The organism is Streptococcus uberis (assembly GCF_900475595.1).
In the GTDB taxonomy this organism is placed as follows: Bacteria; Bacillota; Bacilli; order Lactobacillales; family Streptococcaceae; genus Streptococcus; species Streptococcus uberis.
Genome location: NZ_LS483397.1, coordinates 33,638 through 54,008 on the forward strand (window position 1 = coordinate 33,638; position 20,371 = coordinate 54,008).

Consider the following 20,371-nt stretch of genomic DNA (forward strand, 5'->3'; position numbering starts at 1 on the left):
GTAGAGGATTAAAACTTTGGAGGAAAAAATGTCTTATTCTGATTTAAAGTTGTTTGCGTTGTCGTCAAACAAGGAGTTAGCGGAAAAAGTTGCATCATCAATGGGTATTGAACTGGGAAAATCAACAGTTCGTCAATTTTCAGATGGTGAGATACAAGTTAATATTGAAGAGTCAATTCGTGGTCATCATGTCTTTATCTTACAATCAACTAGTTCGCCAGTAAATGATAACTTGATGGAAATCATGATTATGGTGGATGCCCTAAAACGTGCCAGTGCGGAGACAGTCAGTGTTGTAATGCCATATTATGGATATGCTCGTCAAGATAGAAAAGCACGTTCTCGTGAACCAATTACTTCAAAATTGGTTGCTAATATGCTTGAAGTTGCCGGTGTTGATAGACTTCTAACAGTTGATTTACATGCTGCTCAAATTCAAGGTTTCTTTGATATTCCTGTTGATCATTTAATGGGTGCGCCTTTAATTGCAGAATATTTTGATCGTCATGGACTTGTAGGTAATGATGTTGTAGTTGTTAGTCCTGACCATGGTGGTGTCACTCGTGCCCGTAAGTTAGCACAATTCCTCCATACCCCAATTGCAATCATTGATAAACGTCGTAGTGTTAATAAAATGAATACCAGTGAAGTGATGAATATCATCGGAAATGTTTCAGGTAAGAAATGTATTCTGATTGACGATATGATTGATACTGCTGGGACAATTTGTCACGCCGCGGATGCACTGGCTGAAGCTGGTGCAACAGAAGTATATGCTTCATGTACCCATCCTGTGCTTTCTGGCCCTGCTTTAGATAATATCCAAAAATCTGCTATCAAGAAATTGGTGGTATTAGATACTATTTTCCTTCCGGAAGAACGTTTGATTGATAAAATTGAGCAAATTTCAATTGCTGATTTAATTGGTGAAGCTATTATTAGAATTCATGAAAAACGTCCTTTATCTCCACTTTTCGAAGTTGATTAATAAAGTAGCCAATTGGCTACTTTTTTTGTCACTTTCTGCAAGGATTTGGAAATTCAGGTATAATAAAAGTATTATTCTAGGGGGGCATGTATGGACCTAAGTCATAAATTTAATAAACAGTTATACAAAATAGAAATCTCTTTAATTAGACAGTTTGATCAGTCAATTTCTGATATTCCTGGTATTTTGAAATTAACACTGGGAGAACCAGACTTTACAACACCTGATCATATTAAGGAAGCTGCAAAGGCTGCAATTGATGCCAATCAGTCGCATTACACTGGTATGAGTGGTTTGATTGAGCTAAGACAAGCAGTATCTGGATTTTTAAAAACAAAGTATAATCTTACTTATCATCCTGATAATGAAATATTAGTGACCATTGGAGCTACTGAAGCTCTCTCAGCAACGCTTTTAGCGATTTTAGAAGAAGGAGATAAAGTTTTATTACCAGCACCTGCTTATCCAGGTTATGAGCCTATTGTGACTCTTGCTGGAGCTAAAATGGTTGAAATTGATACTACTGCTAATCACTTTCGTCTAACACCACAGATGTTAGATAAAGCTTTAAAAGAAGAGGGAGCAGATGTAAAGGCTGTGTTATTGAATTATCCCTCAAATCCCACAGGTGTAGTCTATTCACGGGAGGAGATAGCCTCATTTGCAGATGTTTTAAAAAAGCATGAGGTTTTTGTGGTGAGTGATGAAGTCTATTCGGAATTGAATTATAGTGGGCAAGGGCATGTTTCCATTGCAGAATATTTACCAGATCAGACTATTGTGATTAATGGTCTGTCAAAATCCCACGCGATGACTGGGTGGAGGATTGGTTTTATCTGTGCCAAAGCTTCCATTACCTCTCAATTAATAAAGAGTCATCAATATTTGGTAACAGCTGCAACGACAATGGCACAATTTGCTGCAATTGAGGCATTGACTAAGGGAAGAAACGATGCATTACCAATGAAAAATGAGTATATCCATAGAAGGGATTACATTATATCTGAGATGACGAAACTTGGTTTTTCAATGATAAAACCTGAGGGAGCTTTTTATATTTTTGCCAAAATTCCGGAAGGGTATGGGCATGAGGATTCCTTTAAGTTTTGTCAAGATTTGGCTAGAAAAGAGGCGGTTGCTCTGATTCCAGGAAGAGCTTTCGGGAAATATGGTGAAGGCTATGTTCGCTTATCTTATGCTGCAAGCATGACAACTATTAAAGAAGCAATGAAACGCTTAACAGTATTTATGGATCATTATGGAAACTAAAAAAAGTTTAGGATTGGTTCTCTATAACAGAAATTACAGAGAAGATGACAAACTTGTCAAAATTTTTACTGAAACCTCAGGAAAAAGAATGTTCTTTGTCAAAAATGTGGGGAAATCAAAACTTGCCTCTGTCATACAACCATTAACCATTGCTGATTTTATGATGAAGTTGAATGAAAAAGGCTTATCTTACATTGAAGATTATAATAGTGTTCAGAACTATCCCAAAATTAATCAAGATTTATTTAAACTTTCATATGCTAGTTATCTCTTAGCATTAGCTGATGCAGCCATTTCTGATAATGAATCTGATCCACATCTTTTTGCATTTTTGAAAAAAACCTTGGATTTGATGGAGGAAGGCCTGGATTACGAAGTTTTAACTAATATTTTTGAAATTCAGGTACTTGATCGCTTTGGACTTCATCTCAATTTTAATGAATGTGTTTTTTGTCATAGGACAGGGTTACCATTTGACTTTTCCCATAAATATTCAGGTCTTTTGTGCCCTCAACATTTTCATGAAGATCTTCACAGGAGTCATTTAGATCCAAACGTTATTTATTTATTAAATCAATTTCAATCCATTCACTTTTCTGATTTAAAAAGCATTTCTTTAAAACCAGAAATGAAACGAAAACTCAGACGATTTATTGATGTTTTATATGATGATTATGTTGGTATCCATTTAAAAAGTAAAAAGTTTATTGATGATTTAGACAAATGGGGAGATATTATGAGAACAGAGTCTAATGACTCCTGATCTAAAGAAGAAGGTATTGCCTTGTTTATGGTTGTAAGGTTATGCTATAATAGGAACGTTATTTGACAAAGAGTTATGAAACAAAGGAGTCAATATCAAATGAAAAAAATCGCCATTGATGCTATGGGAGGAGATAATGCCCCTCAAGCTATTATTGAAGGAGTAAATCGAGCACTTGCTTCTTTTAAGGATATTGAGATTCAGTTATATGGAGATCAAGAGAAAATCAAGCATTATCTGGAATCAGAGGAAAGAGTAACAATTATTCACACCGATGAAAAAATTGATTCTGATGATGAGCCTGCAAAAGCGATTCGTCGTAAAAAGAATGCTTCAATGGTTTTAGCTGCAAAAGCAGTTAAAGAGGGACAAGCTGATGCAGTACTTTCTGCAGGGAACACCGGTGCCTTACTAGCCGCGGGTTTGTTTGTGGTTGGCCGTATTAAAGGTGTCGATAGGCCAGGTCTAATGTCAACTCTGCCAACTACTAATCAAAAAGGCTTTGATATGCTGGATTTGGGGGCCAATGCTGAAAATACAGCTTCTCATTTACATCAATATGCTATTTTAGGGTCTTTTTATGCTAAAAATGTTCGAAGTATTGCTAAACCACGTGTCGGTTTACTAAATAATGGAACAGAAGAAACAAAAGGGGATCCGTTAAGGAAAGAGACCTACGCCTTATTATCCCAAGATCCTAATATTCATTTTATTGGAAATGTTGAGGCGCGTGATTTGATGTCAGGCGTTGCTGATGTTGTTGTTGCTGATGGTTTTACGGGAAACGCTGTGCTTAAATCAATTGAAGGAACAGCTCTAAGTATTATGAAACAGTTAAAATCATCAATAAAAGGCGGTGGCTTTAAAGCAAAACTTGGAGCCCTTCTCTTGAAGGAGAGCTTGTCTGATATGAAGCATTCATTAGACTATTCTGGTGCTGGAGGAGCTGTTTTATTTGGTTTAAAAGCTCCTGTTGTCAAATCGCATGGTTCTAGTGATGCTAATTCTATTTACTACACCATAAAACAAGTACGTACTATGTTGGAAACAAATGTGGTTGGCCAACTTTCAGAAGCGTTTTCGAAGGAGACTATCAGTAATGACTAGAGAAGATTTATTAAAAAGACTTGAAGAAATCATCAAGGTACAAGATCCTGCAAAAGCTTTACTGATTTCAGAGAAAACAAGTTTAAAAGATGATTTAGGTGTTGATTCTATTGAATTAATGGAATTTGTTATTAATGTTGAGGATGCATTTTCAATTAGTATTCCAGATGAAGATGTTGAGACTTTGATGACTATTGGAGATTTAATAGATTATCTGCAGAAGAAATTAGCAAAATAAAGATGAAAAGGAGCCCTGCTCCTTTTTTTGTTGTTAAAAAACGAACGTTAAGAAAAAATGCAATTGCTATTGTCAATAAAATGTTGAATATTGAGTGAATGTATGTTATTCTTTATTAAAAAGAATAGGAAAGGCGAACAATCCATGTCCAACCAACTCATTTATACTGGAAAAGCAAAAGATATTTACACAACTGAGGATGAACACGTCATAAAGTCTGTTTATAAAGATCAGGCTACAATGCTTAATGGTGCTAGAAAAGAAACGATTGTTGGAAAAGGGGTCTTAAATAATAAGATTTCTTCCCTTATTTTTGAAAAGTTGAATGAGGCTGGAGTAGCAACACATTTTATTAAAAAACTTTCAGATACAGAACAATTAAATAAAAAAGTAGATATTATTCCTTTAGAAGTCGTTTTACGTAATGTTACAGCAGGATCTTTTGCAAAACGTTTTGGCATTGCTGAGGGAATCCCTTTAGATACTCCAATTGTAGAGTTTTATTATAAAAAAGATGAGTTGGATGATCCATTTATTAATGATGAGCATGTCCTCTTTTTGAAAATTGCTGACGAGAAACAAATAGCTTACATCAAAGAAGAAACCTTACGTATTAATCAATTATTAAAAGGATGGTTTCAACAAATTGATTTACAATTGATTGATTTTAAACTGGAGTTTGGTTTTGATAAAGATGACAATATCATCTTAGCGGATGAATTTTCTCCAGACAACTGCCGTCTTTGGGATAAAGATGGTAATCACATGGACAAGGATGTTTTCCGTCGTGATTTAGGTAATTTGACAGATGTCTATCAAATTGTTTTAGAGAAACTGGAGCAATTATAAGACATTGTTTATGGCATGTTCAAGAGATAGTAGGAAAAAAGGAATAAAGATAATGGACAAACGCATTTTTGTTGAAAAAAAAGCTGATTTTCAAATTAAAGCTCAGTCACTTGTTAAAGAGTTACAACATAAACTCCAATTAGAAACATTAAAGGAGCTTCGAATTATCCAGGTCTATGATGTTTTTAACATGAGCTTGGACTTGGTAGATGCTGCTGAAAAACATATCTTTTCAGAACAAGTGACAGATACTCTTTTGTCGGAAGAAGCTATTCTTTCTGACTTGGAACAGTTTGCCTTTTTTGCAATTGAGTCCTTACCTGGTCAATTTGATCAACGTGCAGCAAGCTCTCAAGAAGCTTTACTTTTACTAGGCAGTGCAAATGATACGAGAGTGGTAACAGCTCAGCTATACCTTGTCAACAAGGATATTGATTCTAAAGAGCTAGAGTCATTAAAACGTTATTTATTAAATCCTGTGGATTCTCGATTTAAGGATATTACAAAGGGGATTGCAAGTCAGGAATTTTCAGAATCTGATAAAAGTATTCCAAAATTAAACTTCTTTGAGGATTTCAATGCGGAGGATTTTGCGACTTATAAAGCTGAGCAAGGTTTAGCTATGGAAGTAGCAGATTTGCTATTCATCCAAGATTATTTCAAATCAATTGGGCGCGTGCCGACTGAGACTGAATTAAAAGTATTAGATACTTATTGGTCAGATCACTGCCGTCACACAACTTTTGAAACAGAATTAAAAGCCATTGATTTTTCTGCATCTAAGTTTAAAGAGCAACTGCAAGCTACTTATGATAAATATATCTCAATGCGTCAAGAGCTTGGCCGTTCAGACAAACCTCAAACACTGATGGATATGGCAACTATCTTTGGTCGTTATGAACGTGCTAATGGTCGTTTAGATGACATGGAAGTGTCTGATGAAATTAATGCTTGTTCTGTTGAAATTGAGGTTGATGTTAATGGTGTTAAAGAGCCTTGGCTTCTTATGTTCAAAAATGAGACACACAACCATCCTACTGAAATTGAACCATTTGGTGGTGCGGCGACTTGTATTGGTGGTGCTATTCGTGACCCATTATCCGGGCGTTCCTATGTTTATCAAGCTATGAGAATTTCGGGTGCAGGAGACATCACGGCTCCTATTGCGGCGACTCGTCAGGGGAAATTACCGCAACAGGTCATCTCAAAAACTGCGGCGCACGGCTATTCTTCATATGGCAACCAGATTGGATTAGCAACAACTTATGTTAAGGAATATTTTCATCCTGGCTTTGTTGCTAAAAGAATGGAATTAGGGGCAGTTGTTGGAGCAGCACCTAAGGAAAATGTTGTTCGTGAAAAACCAGTGGCTGGTGATTTGGTTATTTTACTTGGGGGTAAAACTGGTCGAGATGGTGTTGGTGGAGCAACAGGTTCTTCTAAAGTTCAAACCATTGAGTCTGTTGAAACGGCTGGCGCTGAAGTTCAAAAAGGTAATGCTATTGAAGAGCGCAAAATTCAGCGTTTGTTTAGAAATGGTGATGTTACTCGTCTGATTAAAAAGTCAAATGACTTTGGAGCAGGTGGTGTCTGCGTAGCAATTGGTGAATTGGCTGATGGACTTGAGATTGATTTAGATAAAGTACCTTTAAAATACCAAGGGCTAAACGGAACTGAAATTGCCATTTCTGAATCTCAAGAACGTATGGCTGTTGTGGTTAGACCTGAAGATGTTGAGCAATTTATTGCGGAATGTCAAAAAGAAAATATCGCTGCGGTTGTTGTTGCTGAGGTTACTGAAAAACCTCATTTAGTCATGACTTGGAACGGTGAAACCATTGTTGATCTTGATCGTGCCTTCTTGGATACTAATGGTGTTCGCGTAGAGGTTGAGGCAAAAGTTATTGATCATGACATGGCTGTTCCAGGACAAAGAAAAACCAGTCTTGAATCTTTAGAAAGCGATACCTTAGCTCTTCTTTCCGACTTAAATCATAGTTCACAAAAAGGGTTACAGACCTTATTTGATAGTTCAGTAGGCCGTTCAACGGTTAACCATCCGTTAGGTGGACGCTATCAGATGACACCAACGGAAAGTTCTATTCAAAAATTACCAGTTCAACATGGAGTTACAACAACGGCTTCTGTTATGGCGCAAGGCTATCATCCATATATTGCAGAATGGTCACCATACCATGGCGCAGCTTATGCTGTCGTTGAAGCTACTGCACGTTTGGTTGCAAGTGGTGCTGATTGGGAAAAAGCTCGTTTTTCTTATCAAGAGTATTTCCAACGTATGGATAAAGAGGCTGAAAATTTTGGACAACCAGTGGCAGCTCTATTAGGCTCTATTGAGGCACAGATTCAGCTTGGTTTACCTTCTATTGGTGGAAAAGATTCAATGTCAGGAACTTTTGAAGAATTGACAGTACCACCAACATTGGTTGCTTTTGGGGTTACAACAGCAGATACAAACAAGGTGTTATCACCTGAATTTAAGGAAGTGAATCAGTTCGTTTACTATCTAGCTGGTCAAGAAATCAGTGAAACGATTGACTTTACAAGCATTAAGGATAACTTTAAGCTATTTAGCAGTATCCAGCAAAAACACAAGATTACAGCAGCAGCAGCTGTTAAATATGGTGGACTTGTGGAAAGCTTGGCTTTAATGGCTTTCGGAAATCAATTAGGGGCTAAAATCAATCTTGACGATATCGAATCAAGTTTAAGTGCTCAACTTGGTGGTTTTGTCTTTACTTCTTCTGAAGAAATTGCTGACGCAGTCAAAATTGGTGAAACCCAAGAATACTTTGCTTTAGACTTTAATGGCGTGATCTTAGAAGGTGCAGAGCTTCTTGAAGCTTATGAAGGCAAATTGGCAGATATCTATCCCACAGAATTTGAACAAGCAGCAGAATTGCTAGAAGTTCCTGAAGTGACAAACACTCAAGTCATTCAAGCAGAGACAGTAATTGCAGAACCGGTCGTATATATTCCTGTTTTCCCAGGAACAAATTCGGAGTATGATTCTGCAAAAGCATTTGAAAAAGAAGGTGCCAAAGTGCATTTAGTACCATTTGTTACCTTGAATGAAGCAGCTATTGAACAATCTGTTGAGACAATGGTTGAATATATTGAAAAGGCTAATATTATCTTTTTTGCAGGTGGATTTTCTGCAGCGGATGAACCAGACGGATCTGCAAAATTTATTGTGAACATTCTTCTTAATGCTAAAGTTCGCAAAGCAATTGATGCTTTTATTGCCAAAGGCGGTCTCATCATTGGTATTTGTAATGGATTCCAGGCCCTTGTTAAGTCAGGCTTGTTACCTTATGGAAACTTTGAAGGTGTTCATGAATCAAGTCCAACACTCTTCTACAATGATGCCAACCAACACGTTTCTAAAATGGTGGAAACACGTATTGCTAATACCAACTCACCATGGCTAGCAGGTGTATCTGTTGGCGATATTCATGCCATTCCTGTATCACATGGCGAAGGAAAATTTGTCGTGACAACTCAAGAGTTCATCAGTTTAAGGGATAATGGTCAAATTTTCAGTCAATATGTTGATTTTGAAGGTCGTCCAAGTATGGATTCACGCTACAATCCAAATGGTTCATTCCATGCTATTGAGGGAATAACGAGCAAAAACGGACAGATTATTGGGAAAATGGGCCACTCTGAGAGATACGAAGAAGGACTTTTCCAAAATATACCTGGCCATAAAGACCAGTCTTTATTCGCATCAGCAGTTAACTATTTTACAGGAAAACAATAATTGGGAACATCCCCAAAACTATCAGAGGTAAAAATGACACATGAAATAAAATCACTCAATGAAGAATGTGGTGTATTTGGCATATGGGGACATCCACATGCAGCTCAGGTTACTTATTTTGGACTTCATAGTCTTCAACATCGAGGCCAAGAAGGTGCAGGTATTGTGGCCAATGAAAACGGGCGTTTAAAACAGCATCGGGATACAGGATTATTATCTGAAGTCTTTAAGAAACAAAGTGATTTGGATAAATTAACAGGGACAGCCGCAATAGGTCATGTGCGTTATGCAACAGCTGGGACGGCATCCATCAATAACATTCAACCCTTCTTATACAACTTTACCGATGAGCAATTTGGTCTATGCCACAATGGTAATTTGACCAATGCACTTTCATTGAAAAAGGAGTTAGAACGTGAAGGAGCAATATTTAATGCATCCTCAGATACTGAAATTTTGATGCATTTGATTAGAAGAAGTCACCATCCAGAATTTATGGGCAAAGTAAAAGAAGCATTGAACACTGTAAAAGGTGGCTTTGCCTACTTATTAATGACTGAAGACAAATTGATTGCTGCTCTAGATCCAAATGGTTTTAGACCCCTTTCTATTGGTCAAATGTCTAATGGTGCTTGGGTAATATCCAGCGAGACTTGTGCTTTTGAAGTTATTGGAGCCAAATGGGTACGGGATGTTTTACCTGGTGAAATCATTATCATTGATGATAATGGAATCACTTATGACACCTATACCAAAGACACGCAATTGGCTATCTGTTCAATGGAATATGTTTATTTTGCAAGACCGGATTCAACCATTTATGGTGTTAATGTTCATACGGCACGAAAAAATATGGGAAGACGCTTGGCACAAGAGTTTAAACATGAAGCTGATATTGTTGTTGGTGTTCCCAACTCATCGCTCTCAGCTGCAATGGGATTCGCGGAAGAATCTGGTCTACCAAATGAAATGGGGCTGGTTAAAAACCAGTATACCCAAAGAACGTTTATCCAACCAACGCAAGAATTACGAGAACAAGGTGTTCGTATGAAGTTGTCAGCTGTTTCGGGCGTTGTAAAAGGAAAGCGCGTGGTTATGGTTGATGATTCTATTGTTCGTGGAACAACCTCTCGTCGTATTGTTAGTCTTTTAAGAGAAGCTGGTGCAAAGGAAGTTCATGTGGCTATTGGTAGCCCAGAATTAAAATATCCTTGTTTTTACGGAATTGATATTCAAACGAGACGTGAATTAATTTCTGCAAATCATACTGTTGATGAAGTTTGTGAGATTATTGGAGCAGATAGTTTAACCTACCTCTCCTTGGAAGGCATGATTGATTCTATCGGTCTTAAAACAGATGCTCCAAATGGTGGCCTTTGTGTGGCTTACTTTGATGGGAAATACCCAACACCACTATATGACTATGAAGAAGAATACCTTCGCAGTTTAGAAGAAAAAACGAGCTTTTATATTGAGAAGGTGAAATAAGTGTTACTTGTGATTGGGAGTAAACACCCTAATCACAAGACGGCAATCGCTATCTTGCGACTTGCCTAAACACCCCACTATTTCGTAAACAAAGTAGTATCGCCTTTGTTTTCTCAGGTCGTAAGTGTTACTTGTGATTGGGACTAAACACTTCAATCACGGTGGATTAGGAGCAATATGATATCTGACCTATCATCTTACGTGTTAGAAAAGAAAATTTGCAAGAGGCTCTCTTTAGCTGCGAGTTCTCTTATCAAGGATTGTTTAAAAGAAAAGGAAAAATGAAATGACTGAAAAAAATGCTTATGCTCAATCTGGTGTTGATGTTGAAGCGGGTTATGAGGTTGTAGAACGTATCAAAAAACATGTTGCCCGAACGGAACGTGCTGGCGTGATGGGAGCACTTGGTGGTTTCGGTGGCATGTTTGACCTTTCTAAAACTGGTGTTAAAGAACCTGTTTTGATTTCTGGTACGGATGGTGTTGGTACAAAATTAATGCTAGCTATTAAATATGACAAGCATGATACCATCGGTCAAGATTGCGTTGCCATGTGTGTTAATGATATCATTGCTGCAGGTGCAGAGCCACTTTATTTTCTAGATTACATTGCAACTGGGAAAAATGAACCTGCCAAATTAGAACAGGTGGTTGCAGGTGTTGCGGAAGGTTGTGTTCAAGCTGGTGCTGCCTTAATTGGTGGAGAAACTGCTGAAATGCCAGGCATGTATGGTGAAGATGACTATGATTTAGCAGGTTTTGCTGTAGGGATTGCTGAAAAATCACAAATTATTGATGGCTCAAAAGTTTCTGAAGGCGATGTTTTGTTAGGTTTGGCCTCTAGTGGCATTCATTCTAACGGCTACTCTCTTGTTCGTCGTGTCTTTGCTGATTATGAAGGCGAAGCCATTTTACCTGAACTTGAAGGCAAGGCTTTGAAAGAAGTCCTTTTAGAACCTACTCGTATCTATGTTAAAGCTGTGCTTCCATTAGTAAAAGAGAACCTTGTAAATGGGATTGCGCATATCACAGGTGGTGGTTTTATCGAAAACGTGCCACGCATGTTTTCTGAGGAATTGGCAGCTGAAATCTGGGAAGAAAAAGTCCCTGTTTTGCCTATTTTCAAAGCTTTGGAGACATATGGTGAGATTAAACATGATGAAATGTTTGAAATCTTTAATATGGGAATTGGCATGATGCTTGCTGTAAAAGCAGAAAATGTGGCTCGTGTTAAGGAATTGCTTGATGAACCTGTTTATGAAATTGGCCGAATCATTAAAAAAGAAGATAAGAGTGTTATCATCAAATGAGCAAAAAGATAGCTGTTTTTGCCTCTGGTAATGGGTCGAATTTTCAGGTCATAGCCGAGCAGTTCCAGGTAGCCTTGGTCTTTTCAGACCATCGAGATGCCTATGTCTTAGAGCGTGCTAACAAGTTAGGTGTCAATGCTGTCGCTTTTGAACTCAAAGAGTTTGACAACAAGCAGGCCTATGAAGAAAAAATTGTCCAATTACTGGATGATCATAATATTGACCTTGTTTGTTTAGCAGGTTACATGAAAATTGTTGGACCAACCTTATTAGAAGCCTACCAGGGTAAAATGATAAACATTCATCCAGCCTATTTACCAGAATTTCCAGGTGCCCATGGCATCGAAGATGCTTGGCAAGCAGGTGTTGAGCAGTCAGGTGTAACCATTCATTGGGTGGACAGTGGCGTAGATACTGGCCAAATAATCAAACAAGTCCGTGTCCCACGCCTGAAAGAAGATACCATTGAAAGCTTTGAAGCTAGAATCCATGAAGCAGAATACAAGTTGTATCCTGAGGTTATTAGAGAGCTCCTTGCGGATAAGTCATAAAAGTGGTTTTAGAAAAATGAGGGCGTCAAAAGCTGACGACTCCAAGATATGAAGAGAAAAGGAATAACGATGACAAAACGTGCACTGATTTCAGTTTCAGATAAAGCGGGCATTGTAGACTTTGCCCAAGAACTCAAAAAATTAGGTTGGGATATTATCTCTACCGGCGGTACTAAAACAGCGCTTGATACTGCTGGAATAAAAACCATTGCTATTGATGATATCACTGGTTTTCCAGAAATGATGGATGGTCGTGTCAAGACGCTTCATCCTAATATTCATGGTGGTCTTTTAGCCCGTCGCGATTTAGATACTCATCTCAAAGCAGCACAAGAAAACGGTATTGAACTTATTGACCTAGTGGTTGTTAATCTTTATCCGTTTAAAGAAACCATCTTACGTCCTGATGTAACCTATGCCCAAGCTGTTGAAAATATCGATATTGGTGGTCCTTCAATGTTACGTTCAGCAGCTAAGAACCATGCTAGTGTGACAGTTGTTGTCGATCCAAGTGATTATGAGCGCGTGCTAGCAGAATTAACTGAAATTGGTGAAACAACCTATGAAACTCGTCAAGCTTTAGCAGCTAAGGTTTTCCGTCATACGGCAGCGTATGATGCTTTAATTGCTGAATATTTCACTGCCCAAGTTGGTGAAACAAAACCTGAAAAACTAACACTTACTTATGATTTGAAACAGGAAATGCGCTATGGAGAAAACCCACAGCAAGCTGCTGATTTCTATCAAAAAGCCTTGCCAACAGATTACTCAATTGCCTCTGCTAAACAATTGAACGGTAAAGAGTTGTCATTTAATAATATTCGTGATGCTGATGCTGCTATCCGTATTATTCGTGATTTCAAAGAACGTCCAACAGTAGTGGCTCTTAAACACATGAATCCGTGTGGTATTGGGCAAGCAGATACTATTGAAAAAGCTTGGGATTATGCCTACGAGGCTGACTCTGTTTCTATCTTTGGTGGCATTGTTGTTCTGAACAGAGAAGTTGACAAAGCGACAGCTGAGAAAATGCACCCTATCTTCCTAGAAATCATTATTGCACCAAGCTATTCAGACGAAGCGCTAGCTATTCTCACAAACAAGAAGAAAAACCTTCGCATTCTCCAATTGCCATTTGAAGGGCAAACTGCTTCAGAAATTGAGACGGAATACACAGGTGTTGTTGGTGGTATGTTGGTTCAAAATCAAGATGTTATTGAGGAAAAAGCTGACGCTTGGGAAGTTGTTACCGAACGTCAACCTAGTGATGACGAAAAAGAAGCTTTGGAATTTGCTTGGCGCGCCATCAAGTACGTCAAGTCAAATGGTATCTTGATTGCCAATAATCATATGACTCTTGGTGTTGGACCTGGTCAAACAAACCGTGTAGCTTCTGTTCGTATTGCTATTGAGCAAGCTAAGGATCGTCTAGAAGGAGCAGCCCTGGCTAGTGATGCCTTTTTCCCATTTGCGGATAACATTGAAGAAATTGCAGCAGCTGGCATCAAAGCTATTATTCAACCTGGTGGCTCAGTTCGTGACCAAGAATCCATTGATGCAGCAAATAAACATGGCATTGCAATGATTTTCACAGGCGTGAGACATTTTAGACATTAATCATACAAATCCTCAGGTTTTATCTGAGGATTTTTGTGATCTTCCTATTAAGCTTTCTGTCAAAAATCTTTAAGGTCTAATTAAGCAATGAATCTTATACTAGTACTATCCTAGCAATAGGAACCCTAATAATTCTTTTTTCATAAACCTCCTAAGACTTAAAAAACTAGCTTTTAATGGCTAGTTTTTTTATTTTTAAGGAGATGTGTTAGATAGATGGATAGATTATCTTACTTATTTTGTAAAATTTTAACTTATTCTATTGACTTGTAATTAATAATATAATATACTCTTAAGTGTTTATAACCAGTTGGAGGAGAATTGATGACAAGCCAAAGACCTTTATACATGCAGTTGGTTGACATGCTTGAGTTAAAAATAAGAGAATCCATGTCACCAAATGACAAATTATTATCTGAGCGTGAATTGAGTGAGCATTATGGTGTAAGTCGTATTACAGTACGTCTTGCTTTGAAAGAACTAGAAATTAGAGGGTTAATCTACAAAAAACAAGGCAAAGGAACATACGTTTCAGGTATCAATGAACCTGCAACAGATTTATCAGCTGCTTATAGTTTTACCGAAGAAATGAGAAAACAAGGACGTGAACCTAAAACAACAATCTTATCGTTTGAAAAGTTAACGGTTACTCCCTATTTATCAACTTTATTAGACGTGAATAAAGGGACTGAAATTTTTGAACTTGAACGTCTACGTTTAGCAGATGATAAACCATTAATGTTAGAAAGAACTTTTCTACCCTTTCAAAAATTCTCAACTCTTTCTGAAGAGATGTTAAGACAAAAACCTCTATACGATATTTTTTCAGAGGATTATCATGAGATGGTTCGTTTTGCTGAAGAAGAATTCTATGCGAGCATAGCTTTGGATTACGAGGCATCTTTATTGGAAATTAAAAAAGGAGACCCGGTTCTTCATGTTATACGCAAAACCTATAATGAAAAAAATGTTTTAATTGAATACACCTTTAGTATTGCTAGGGCTGATCAGTTCCGTTATCGTATCACCCATCAACCAACCATAAATAAAAGTTAACTTATTGGAGGATTAATTATGTTTAAAATGAATAAAAAAGAACTTCAAGAATTAGGGGCAGAAATGACCACAAAAGAAATTCACCAACAGCCAGAACTGTGGCAAGAAGCATTGGAAACTTTTCTTTCTCAAAAAGAAAGTATAGATGCTTTTTTAAAACAAGTGAATGAAAGCGCTAACGGAGAAAAAGTAAAAGTTATTTTTACTGGAGCAGGGACTTCAGAGTATGTTGGCAATAGCATTTGGAATTATCTTCAAACTAATGGCAATAGAAAACAATACTTGTTTTCAAGTATTGCGACAACAGATTTAGTTTCTGCTCCTCATTATTACCTTTATAAAGAAGACACGGTAATTTTAGTCTCTTTTGCCAGAAGTGGTAATAGTCCAGAAAGTGTCGCAGCGGTAGATTTAGCGACTCAAATTGTTGATAATTGCTTCCATTTAACTATAACGTGTGCAGAGGAAGGAAAATTAGCTCAAAAGGCAATCACAAATGACCGTAATCTTTTATTGTTAATGCCAAGTCGTTCTAATGATGCTGGTTTTGCAATGACGGGTAGTTTTACCTGTATGATGTTGACAGCTTTGTTGATTTTTGACGAAAACCATCTGGATGATGAAAAAAATGCATTTGTTCAACAGATGAAAAAAATGGCTCAACACATTTTTGAGAAAGAAGAAGATTTTAAAGCTCTCACAGATTTGGACTTTGATCGATTGGTTTATTTAGGATCAGGAAGTTTAGCAGGTTTAACACGTGAGGCTCAGTTGAAAGTGCTTGAATTGACTGCAGGTAAAATTGCTACATTATTTGATAGTTCAATGGGCTTTAGACATGGGCCGAAGTCATTTTTAACAGATAAAACAATCCTAATAGATTTTGTCAATAACGATCCTTATATTCGTCAATATGATATTGATATTTTAGAAGAAGTAAAATCAGACGATATAGCCTTAAAAACTCTCTCCATCGGACAAGTAGGTCAATCTAACTTTTCCGGCACTCGTTTTGATTTGCCATCAGAACTACTCTTACCGGATGCTTACCTAGCTTTCCCAATTATCGTTGCTGCTCAAACTATTGCTTTATTAACATCTGTAAAGCATGGAAATTTACCAGATACTCCTTCTGCTACGGGTACAGTCAACAGAGTTGTCAAAGGTGTAAGCATTCATTCCTATAAGGGTTAAGGAGGTCAAAATGTACCAAATCACAGATGAAAAGAGACGTAAGTTAGAAAAACTAAGCCATAATGGTATTATTTCAGCTCTTGCTTTTGATCAACGAGGGGCTTTAAAACGCATGATGGCTGCTCACCAAAGTACAGAGCCAACAGTAGAGCAAATTGAAGAATTGAAAGTCATGGTTTCAGAAGAATTAACACCCTATGCTTCATCAATTTTGCTAGATCCAGAGTATGGTTTACCAGCTGTTAAAGTCAAAGATGAGCATGCTGGTCTCCTTTTAGCATACGAAAAAACAGGTTATGATGCCACAACGACATCACGACTTCCGGACTGTTTAGTGGAATGGTCAGCAAAACGCCTCAAAGAAGCAGGTGCAGACGCTGTTAAATTCTTACTTTACTATGATGTTGATGGTGACCAAGCTATCAATGATCAGAAAAAAGCCTATATTGAGCGCATCGGATCAGAATGTCAGGCAGAAGATATCCCATTTTTCCTAGAAATTTTAACATATGATGAAAAGATTGCGGATAACGGCAGTCTTGAATTCGCAAAAGTTAAAGCCCATAAAGTTAACGAAGCCATGAAAGTTTTCTCAGATGAGCGATTCGGCATTGATGTCCTAAAAGTAGAAGTACCTGTAAACATGAACTATGTAGAAGGATTCGCGGAAGGGGAAGCTGTTTTCACAAGGGAAGAAGCTGCGCAGGCCTTTAAAGAGCAAGAAGCTGCCAGTCACCTCCCATATATTTACCTTAGTGCCGGTGTTTCAGCGGAGCTTTTCCAAGAAACCTTAGTCTTTGCGGCAGAATCAGGTGCTAAGTTCAATGGTGTCCTCTGTGGCCGGGCGACATGGGCAGGTTCCGTTCCAGTTTACATTGGTCAAGGACAAGAAGCTGCTCGTCAGTGGTTACGCACAGAAGGCTTTAATAATATTGATGGCCTTAATAAAGTCATTGAAAGAACAGCTAGTTCTTGGGAGCTAAAGTTATAGAATAATTTAGTCCTTTTGAACAATGGAAAGTTCTAATAATCAAGAGAAGCTGTTTTAAATGAAAAATATTGCCAGGATTTATAGAGCTCGCAGTATTCAAGAACGCGATTAGTTTTTCTAGCCTTAGTCAGCTTGGTTTGTCTAACACAAGGTATCTGGTCATTTAGCTGAAGAAAACTTTTCACCTCATCCGGGACACGATTGCTTAAATCTGTATATGTTTGAAATGCTTCCTCCATTAATTGGATGCCAAAATCTTTATAAAATCTCCTGTAAAGAGATTGGTAGGCTGATAAATCTGCATTAGGATTTAAGAGATAGTCGTGTGGTATATACGAGATTTGATAAAGATAAGGTATTTGGTCCAGTGTACGTGCTCTATGGATAGCGTAGTAGCATTCCGTTTTGTGCAAATCCAATTTTTCCAAATAATGAGGATCGTTACCCTTTGTTATAGACAGAACTGTAACATCCTCGTTTTGGGAAAGTTGTTTATCTAGTGAAGCGTAGCGAACCATTTTTTCTTCTCGAGTACGAGAAATAAAGGTACCAAGACCTTGTTTACGAGTAATATAACCTTCTTTCTCAAGCTCTCTTAAAGCATGAATAATCGTAATAGAACTTACTTGAAAGGATTGAATTAACTCAGATTCGGTAAAAAAACGATCACCTTTCTTATAGTTTCCTGAGAGAATCTTATTTTTTAAGCGATCTTTGATGCGTTGGTATTTTGGAATGTTATTTCCCATTACAATGCCATTCCTCCAATATAGAATATTATTAGAACTATTATAACAGAAATAAAAAAGATATCACGGTGACTTGAGAAAGAGAATTGAGTTACCAATGAATTGTAAACGGTTACAAAACGTAAGGGAGCTTTGTATGACTTCTTTTGACATAAAAGAAAATTTTTATCTAGATGGTAAACCATTCAAAATATTATCAGGATCTATACATTATTTTAGAGTAGCACCAGAGGCTTGGTATCGCTCTTTGTATAATTTAAAAGCTTTAGGTTTCAATACAGTGGAAACCTATGTTCCATGGAATTTACATGAACCTCAAAAAGGTAACTTTCATTTTGATGGGTTAGCAGATTTGGAAGGGTTTCTTGATTTAGCTCAGGAATTGGGTTTATATGCTATCGTTAGACCCTCACCCTATATTTGTGCTGAATGGGAGTTCGGTGGATTACCTGGGTGGCTATTAAATGAACCTATAAGAGTTAGATCACGTGACCCCAAGTATTTAAAACATGTAAAAGATTATTATGATGTGTTAATGCCAAAACTCATTAAGAGACAACTTGAAAATGGTGGCAATATACTTATGTTTCAAGTTGAAAATGAATATGGATCTTATGGTGAGGACAAAGACTATCTCAGAGAATTAATGACTATGATGCGTCAATTAGGAATTACAGCTCCTCTATTTACTTCTGATGGTCCTTGGCATGCTACTTTACGATCTGGAAGTCTAATTGAGGATGATGTGCTTGTCACAGGTAATTTTGGGTCAAAAGCAAAGATTAATTTTGAAAGCATGAAAGCATTTTTTAAAGAGAATAATAAAAAATGGCCTTTAATGTGTATGGAATTTTGGATAGGTTGGTTTAATCGATGGAAAGAACCAATTATAAGACGTGACCCTAATGAAACTATCGATGCTATTATGGAGGTCCTAGAAGAGGGTAGTATTAACCTTTATATGTTTCACGGTGGTACAAACTTTGGATTTATGAATGGGGCTTCGGCACGTCTTCAACAAGACTTACCACAAGTAACCTCTTACGATTATGATGCAATCTTAGATGAAGCAGGAAATCCTACGCCAAAATATTTTTTACTTCAAGAACGTCTTCAGAAAAACTTTCCTAATCTCCATTTTGACAAACCATTAGAAAATAAAACTATAGCGATTAAAGATATCGCATTAACAGAAAAAGTTAACTTGGTTGAGACCCTGGATAGCATTAGTACGTTAACAGAAGCGTTTTATCCAGTAAATATGGAAAGTTTGAACCAAACAACTGGCTATATACTTTATAGAACTTATTTGCCAAAAGACAATGCTAGGGAGCGTTTACGCCTCATTGATGCAAGAGATCGGGCCAAAGTTTATCTTAACAACAGACTCATTGAAACTCAATATCAATTTGAAATCGGAAATGATATTATCATTGAGCAAGAAACCGAAAATAATCAGCTTGATATTTTGATTGAGAACATGGGCCGTGTGAGTTATGGTCATAAACTGACTGCACCTACTCAAAGTAAGGGAATTGGAAGAGGGCTTATGGCAGACTTACACTTTGTTGGGAATTGGCAGCAGTATCCTCTTCCTTTAGAAAGTATTGAAAAGGTTGATTTTTCAGGTTCTTGGCAAGAAGGCCTACCAAGTTTTTATGCCTATGATTTTGTTTGTGATCAGATGGGCGATACTTATTTAGATTTAAGTCAATTTGGTAAAGGTGTAGCCTATATAAATAACAATCATTTAGGACGATTTTGGAATGTTGGCCCTCACTTATCGCTTTACGTTCCAGAAAGTTTTCTCAAGTTAGGAAAAAATAGATTGGTCATTTTTGAGACTGAAGGTCAGATGACCCCTTCTATCCAATTCGTTAAAAAGCCTATTTTTAAAGATATAAAAGGAGACAATTTATGACAATTATTGCAACACGTATTGACGGCCGTTTAATTCATGGTCAAGTCGCCAATTTATGGACAACGAAACTAAATATTAGCCGGATCATGGTTATTGATGATGAGATTGTTAACAACGATCTTGAAAAAACAGCATTAAAACTTGCTACCCCTGCAGGTGTTAAGTTATCGATTTTGACGGTAGAAAAAGCTGCAAATAATATTTTGGAAGGACGATATAACTCTCAAAGGTTAATGATTGTTGCCAAACGACCTTCCTATTTCCGAAGACTCATTGAAGCAGGTGTTTCATTGGAGGAAGTTAATGTTGGGAATATGTCACAATCTTCTGAAACACGTTCTGTGACCCGTTCTATAAATGTTGTGGATCAGGATATTTCGGATTTTGATGCGATTCAATCAAGTGGTACAAAACTTTTTGCACAAATGGTTCCAAATGATACGCCTTCAGATTTCATGACCTTGTTAAACAAAGTAAGACAATAAAAACTATTTTCAGGA

Annotated in this window: 17 protein-coding genes; 16 read left to right on the top strand and 1 reads right to left on the bottom strand. The window is 37.3% G+C overall.

Annotation, left to right across the window (positions count from 1 at the left end):
- The first annotated feature begins 28 nt into the window (after positions 1-28).
- The 14 genes from DQM95_RS00265 (at position 29) to lacD (ending at position 17,201) form a co-directional block, all read left to right on the top strand.
- Complete coding sequence (locus tag DQM95_RS00265) at positions 29-988, top strand: ribose-phosphate diphosphokinase (RefSeq protein WP_012657590.1); 960 nt, start codon at positions 29-31, stop codon at positions 986-988.
- Between the two features lie 90 nt (positions 989-1,078).
- Entirely contained in the window at positions 1,079-2,257 is a 1,179-nt protein-coding gene (locus DQM95_RS00270) for a pyridoxal phosphate-dependent aminotransferase (protein WP_037593560.1), read from the top strand.
- On the top strand, positions 2,247-3,020 hold the full coding sequence (recO, locus tag DQM95_RS00275) for a DNA repair protein RecO (RefSeq protein ID WP_037593562.1): 774 nt from the start codon (positions 2,247-2,249) through the stop codon (positions 3,018-3,020). The genes DQM95_RS00270 and recO overlap by 11 nt, the downstream gene beginning before the upstream one ends.
- 99 nt (positions 3,021-3,119) lie before the next feature.
- A complete protein-coding gene (gene plsX / locus DQM95_RS00280; protein WP_111685881.1) occupies positions 3,120-4,127 on the top strand; it encodes a phosphate acyltransferase PlsX in 1,008 nt (335 codons plus the stop codon).
- Entirely contained in the window at positions 4,120-4,365 is a 246-nt protein-coding gene (locus tag DQM95_RS00285; RefSeq protein ID WP_037593566.1) for a phosphopantetheine-binding protein, read from the top strand. Before plsX ends, DQM95_RS00285 begins: the two co-directional genes overlap by 8 nt.
- 144 nt (positions 4,366-4,509) lie before the next feature.
- Positions 4,510-5,214 carry a phosphoribosylaminoimidazolesuccinocarboxamide synthase gene (gene purC, locus DQM95_RS00290; RefSeq protein ID WP_037593568.1) on the top strand — a complete coding sequence of 235 codons (705 nt, stop codon included), beginning with the start codon at positions 4,510-4,512 and terminating at the stop codon, positions 5,212-5,214.
- 52 nt (positions 5,215-5,266) lie between these two features.
- Positions 5,267-8,995 (top strand): phosphoribosylformylglycinamidine synthase, encoded by a 3,729-nt coding sequence (locus DQM95_RS00295; protein WP_037593570.1) that lies wholly within the window; start codon positions 5,267-5,269, stop codon positions 8,993-8,995.
- Between the two features lie 33 nt (positions 8,996-9,028).
- Entirely contained in the window at positions 9,029-10,483 is a 1,455-nt protein-coding gene (gene purF / locus DQM95_RS00300) for an amidophosphoribosyltransferase (RefSeq protein ID WP_037593577.1), read from the top strand.
- A 286-nt stretch (positions 10,484-10,769) separates the two neighbouring features.
- Positions 10,770-11,792 (top strand): phosphoribosylformylglycinamidine cyclo-ligase, encoded by a 1,023-nt coding sequence (gene purM, locus DQM95_RS00305; protein WP_012657598.1) that lies wholly within the window; start codon positions 10,770-10,772, stop codon positions 11,790-11,792.
- Complete coding sequence (gene purN, locus DQM95_RS00310; RefSeq protein WP_012657599.1) at positions 11,789-12,343, top strand: phosphoribosylglycinamide formyltransferase; 555 nt, start codon at positions 11,789-11,791, stop codon at positions 12,341-12,343. Before purM ends, purN begins: the two co-directional genes overlap by 4 nt.
- A gap of 69 nt (positions 12,344-12,412) precedes the next feature.
- A complete protein-coding gene (purH, locus tag DQM95_RS00315; RefSeq protein WP_037593573.1) occupies positions 12,413-13,960 on the top strand; it encodes a bifunctional phosphoribosylaminoimidazolecarboxamide formyltransferase/IMP cyclohydrolase in 1,548 nt (515 codons plus the stop codon).
- Positions 13,961-14,284: 324 nt separating this feature from the next.
- Entirely contained in the window at positions 14,285-15,016 is a 732-nt protein-coding gene (locus tag DQM95_RS00320) for a GntR family transcriptional regulator (protein WP_012657606.1), read from the top strand.
- An 18-nt stretch (positions 15,017-15,034) separates the two neighbouring features.
- Positions 15,035-16,210 (top strand): SIS domain-containing protein, encoded by a 1,176-nt coding sequence (locus tag DQM95_RS00325; RefSeq protein ID WP_012657607.1) that lies wholly within the window; start codon positions 15,035-15,037, stop codon positions 16,208-16,210.
- A gap of 10 nt (positions 16,211-16,220) precedes the next feature.
- Entirely contained in the window at positions 16,221-17,201 is a 981-nt protein-coding gene (lacD, locus tag DQM95_RS00330; RefSeq protein ID WP_111685882.1) for a tagatose-bisphosphate aldolase, read from the top strand.
- Positions 17,202-17,233: 32 nt separating this feature from the next.
- Here lacD and DQM95_RS00335 read toward each other — a convergent pair whose 3' ends face one another.
- A complete protein-coding gene (locus DQM95_RS00335; RefSeq protein ID WP_037593496.1) occupies positions 17,234-17,950 on the bottom strand; it encodes a GntR family transcriptional regulator in 717 nt (238 codons plus the stop codon).
- 136 nt (positions 17,951-18,086) lie between these two features.
- Between DQM95_RS00335 and DQM95_RS00340 the strand changes: the two genes are divergently transcribed.
- Both DQM95_RS00340 and DQM95_RS00345 read left to right on the top strand, forming a co-directional pair.
- Positions 18,087-19,871 carry a glycoside hydrolase family 35 protein gene (locus DQM95_RS00340; RefSeq protein WP_037593498.1) on the top strand — a complete coding sequence of 595 codons (1,785 nt, stop codon included), beginning with the start codon at positions 18,087-18,089 and terminating at the stop codon, positions 19,869-19,871.
- Positions 19,868-20,356: a PTS sugar transporter subunit IIB gene (locus tag DQM95_RS00345; protein ID WP_012657611.1), complete on the top strand. Its 489-nt coding sequence runs from the start codon at positions 19,868-19,870 to the stop codon at positions 20,354-20,356. Before DQM95_RS00340 ends, DQM95_RS00345 begins: the two co-directional genes overlap by 4 nt.
- Positions 20,357-20,371: the final 15 nt, after the last annotated feature.

Coding starts and splice junctions, on each gene's coding strand:
- DQM95_RS00265 (WP_012657590.1), top strand. CDS start 29: ATGTCTTATTCTGATTTAAAGTTGTTTGCGTTGTCGTCAAACAAGGAG.
- DQM95_RS00270 (WP_037593560.1), top strand. CDS start 1,079: ATGGACCTAAGTCATAAATTTAATAAACAGTTATACAAAATAGAAATC.
- recO (WP_037593562.1), top strand. CDS start 2,247: ATGGAAACTAAAAAAAGTTTAGGATTGGTTCTCTATAACAGAAATTAC.
- plsX (WP_111685881.1), top strand. CDS start 3,120: ATGAAAAAAATCGCCATTGATGCTATGGGAGGAGATAATGCCCCTCAA.
- DQM95_RS00285 (WP_037593566.1), top strand. CDS start 4,120: ATGACTAGAGAAGATTTATTAAAAAGACTTGAAGAAATCATCAAGGTA.
- purC (WP_037593568.1), top strand. CDS start 4,510: ATGTCCAACCAACTCATTTATACTGGAAAAGCAAAAGATATTTACACA.
- DQM95_RS00295 (WP_037593570.1), top strand. CDS start 5,267: ATGGACAAACGCATTTTTGTTGAAAAAAAAGCTGATTTTCAAATTAAA.
- purF (WP_037593577.1), top strand. CDS start 9,029: ATGACACATGAAATAAAATCACTCAATGAAGAATGTGGTGTATTTGGC.
- purM (WP_012657598.1), top strand. CDS start 10,770: ATGACTGAAAAAAATGCTTATGCTCAATCTGGTGTTGATGTTGAAGCG.
- purN (WP_012657599.1), top strand. CDS start 11,789: ATGAGCAAAAAGATAGCTGTTTTTGCCTCTGGTAATGGGTCGAATTTT.
- purH (WP_037593573.1), top strand. CDS start 12,413: ATGACAAAACGTGCACTGATTTCAGTTTCAGATAAAGCGGGCATTGTA.
- DQM95_RS00320 (WP_012657606.1), top strand. CDS start 14,285: ATGACAAGCCAAAGACCTTTATACATGCAGTTGGTTGACATGCTTGAG.
- DQM95_RS00325 (WP_012657607.1), top strand. CDS start 15,035: ATGTTTAAAATGAATAAAAAAGAACTTCAAGAATTAGGGGCAGAAATG.
- lacD (WP_111685882.1), top strand. CDS start 16,221: ATGTACCAAATCACAGATGAAAAGAGACGTAAGTTAGAAAAACTAAGC.
- DQM95_RS00335 (WP_037593496.1), bottom strand. CDS start 17,950: ATGGGAAATAACATTCCAAAATACCAACGCATCAAAGATCGCTTAAAA.
- DQM95_RS00340 (WP_037593498.1), top strand. CDS start 18,087: ATGACTTCTTTTGACATAAAAGAAAATTTTTATCTAGATGGTAAACCA.
- DQM95_RS00345 (WP_012657611.1), top strand. CDS start 19,868: ATGACAATTATTGCAACACGTATTGACGGCCGTTTAATTCATGGTCAA.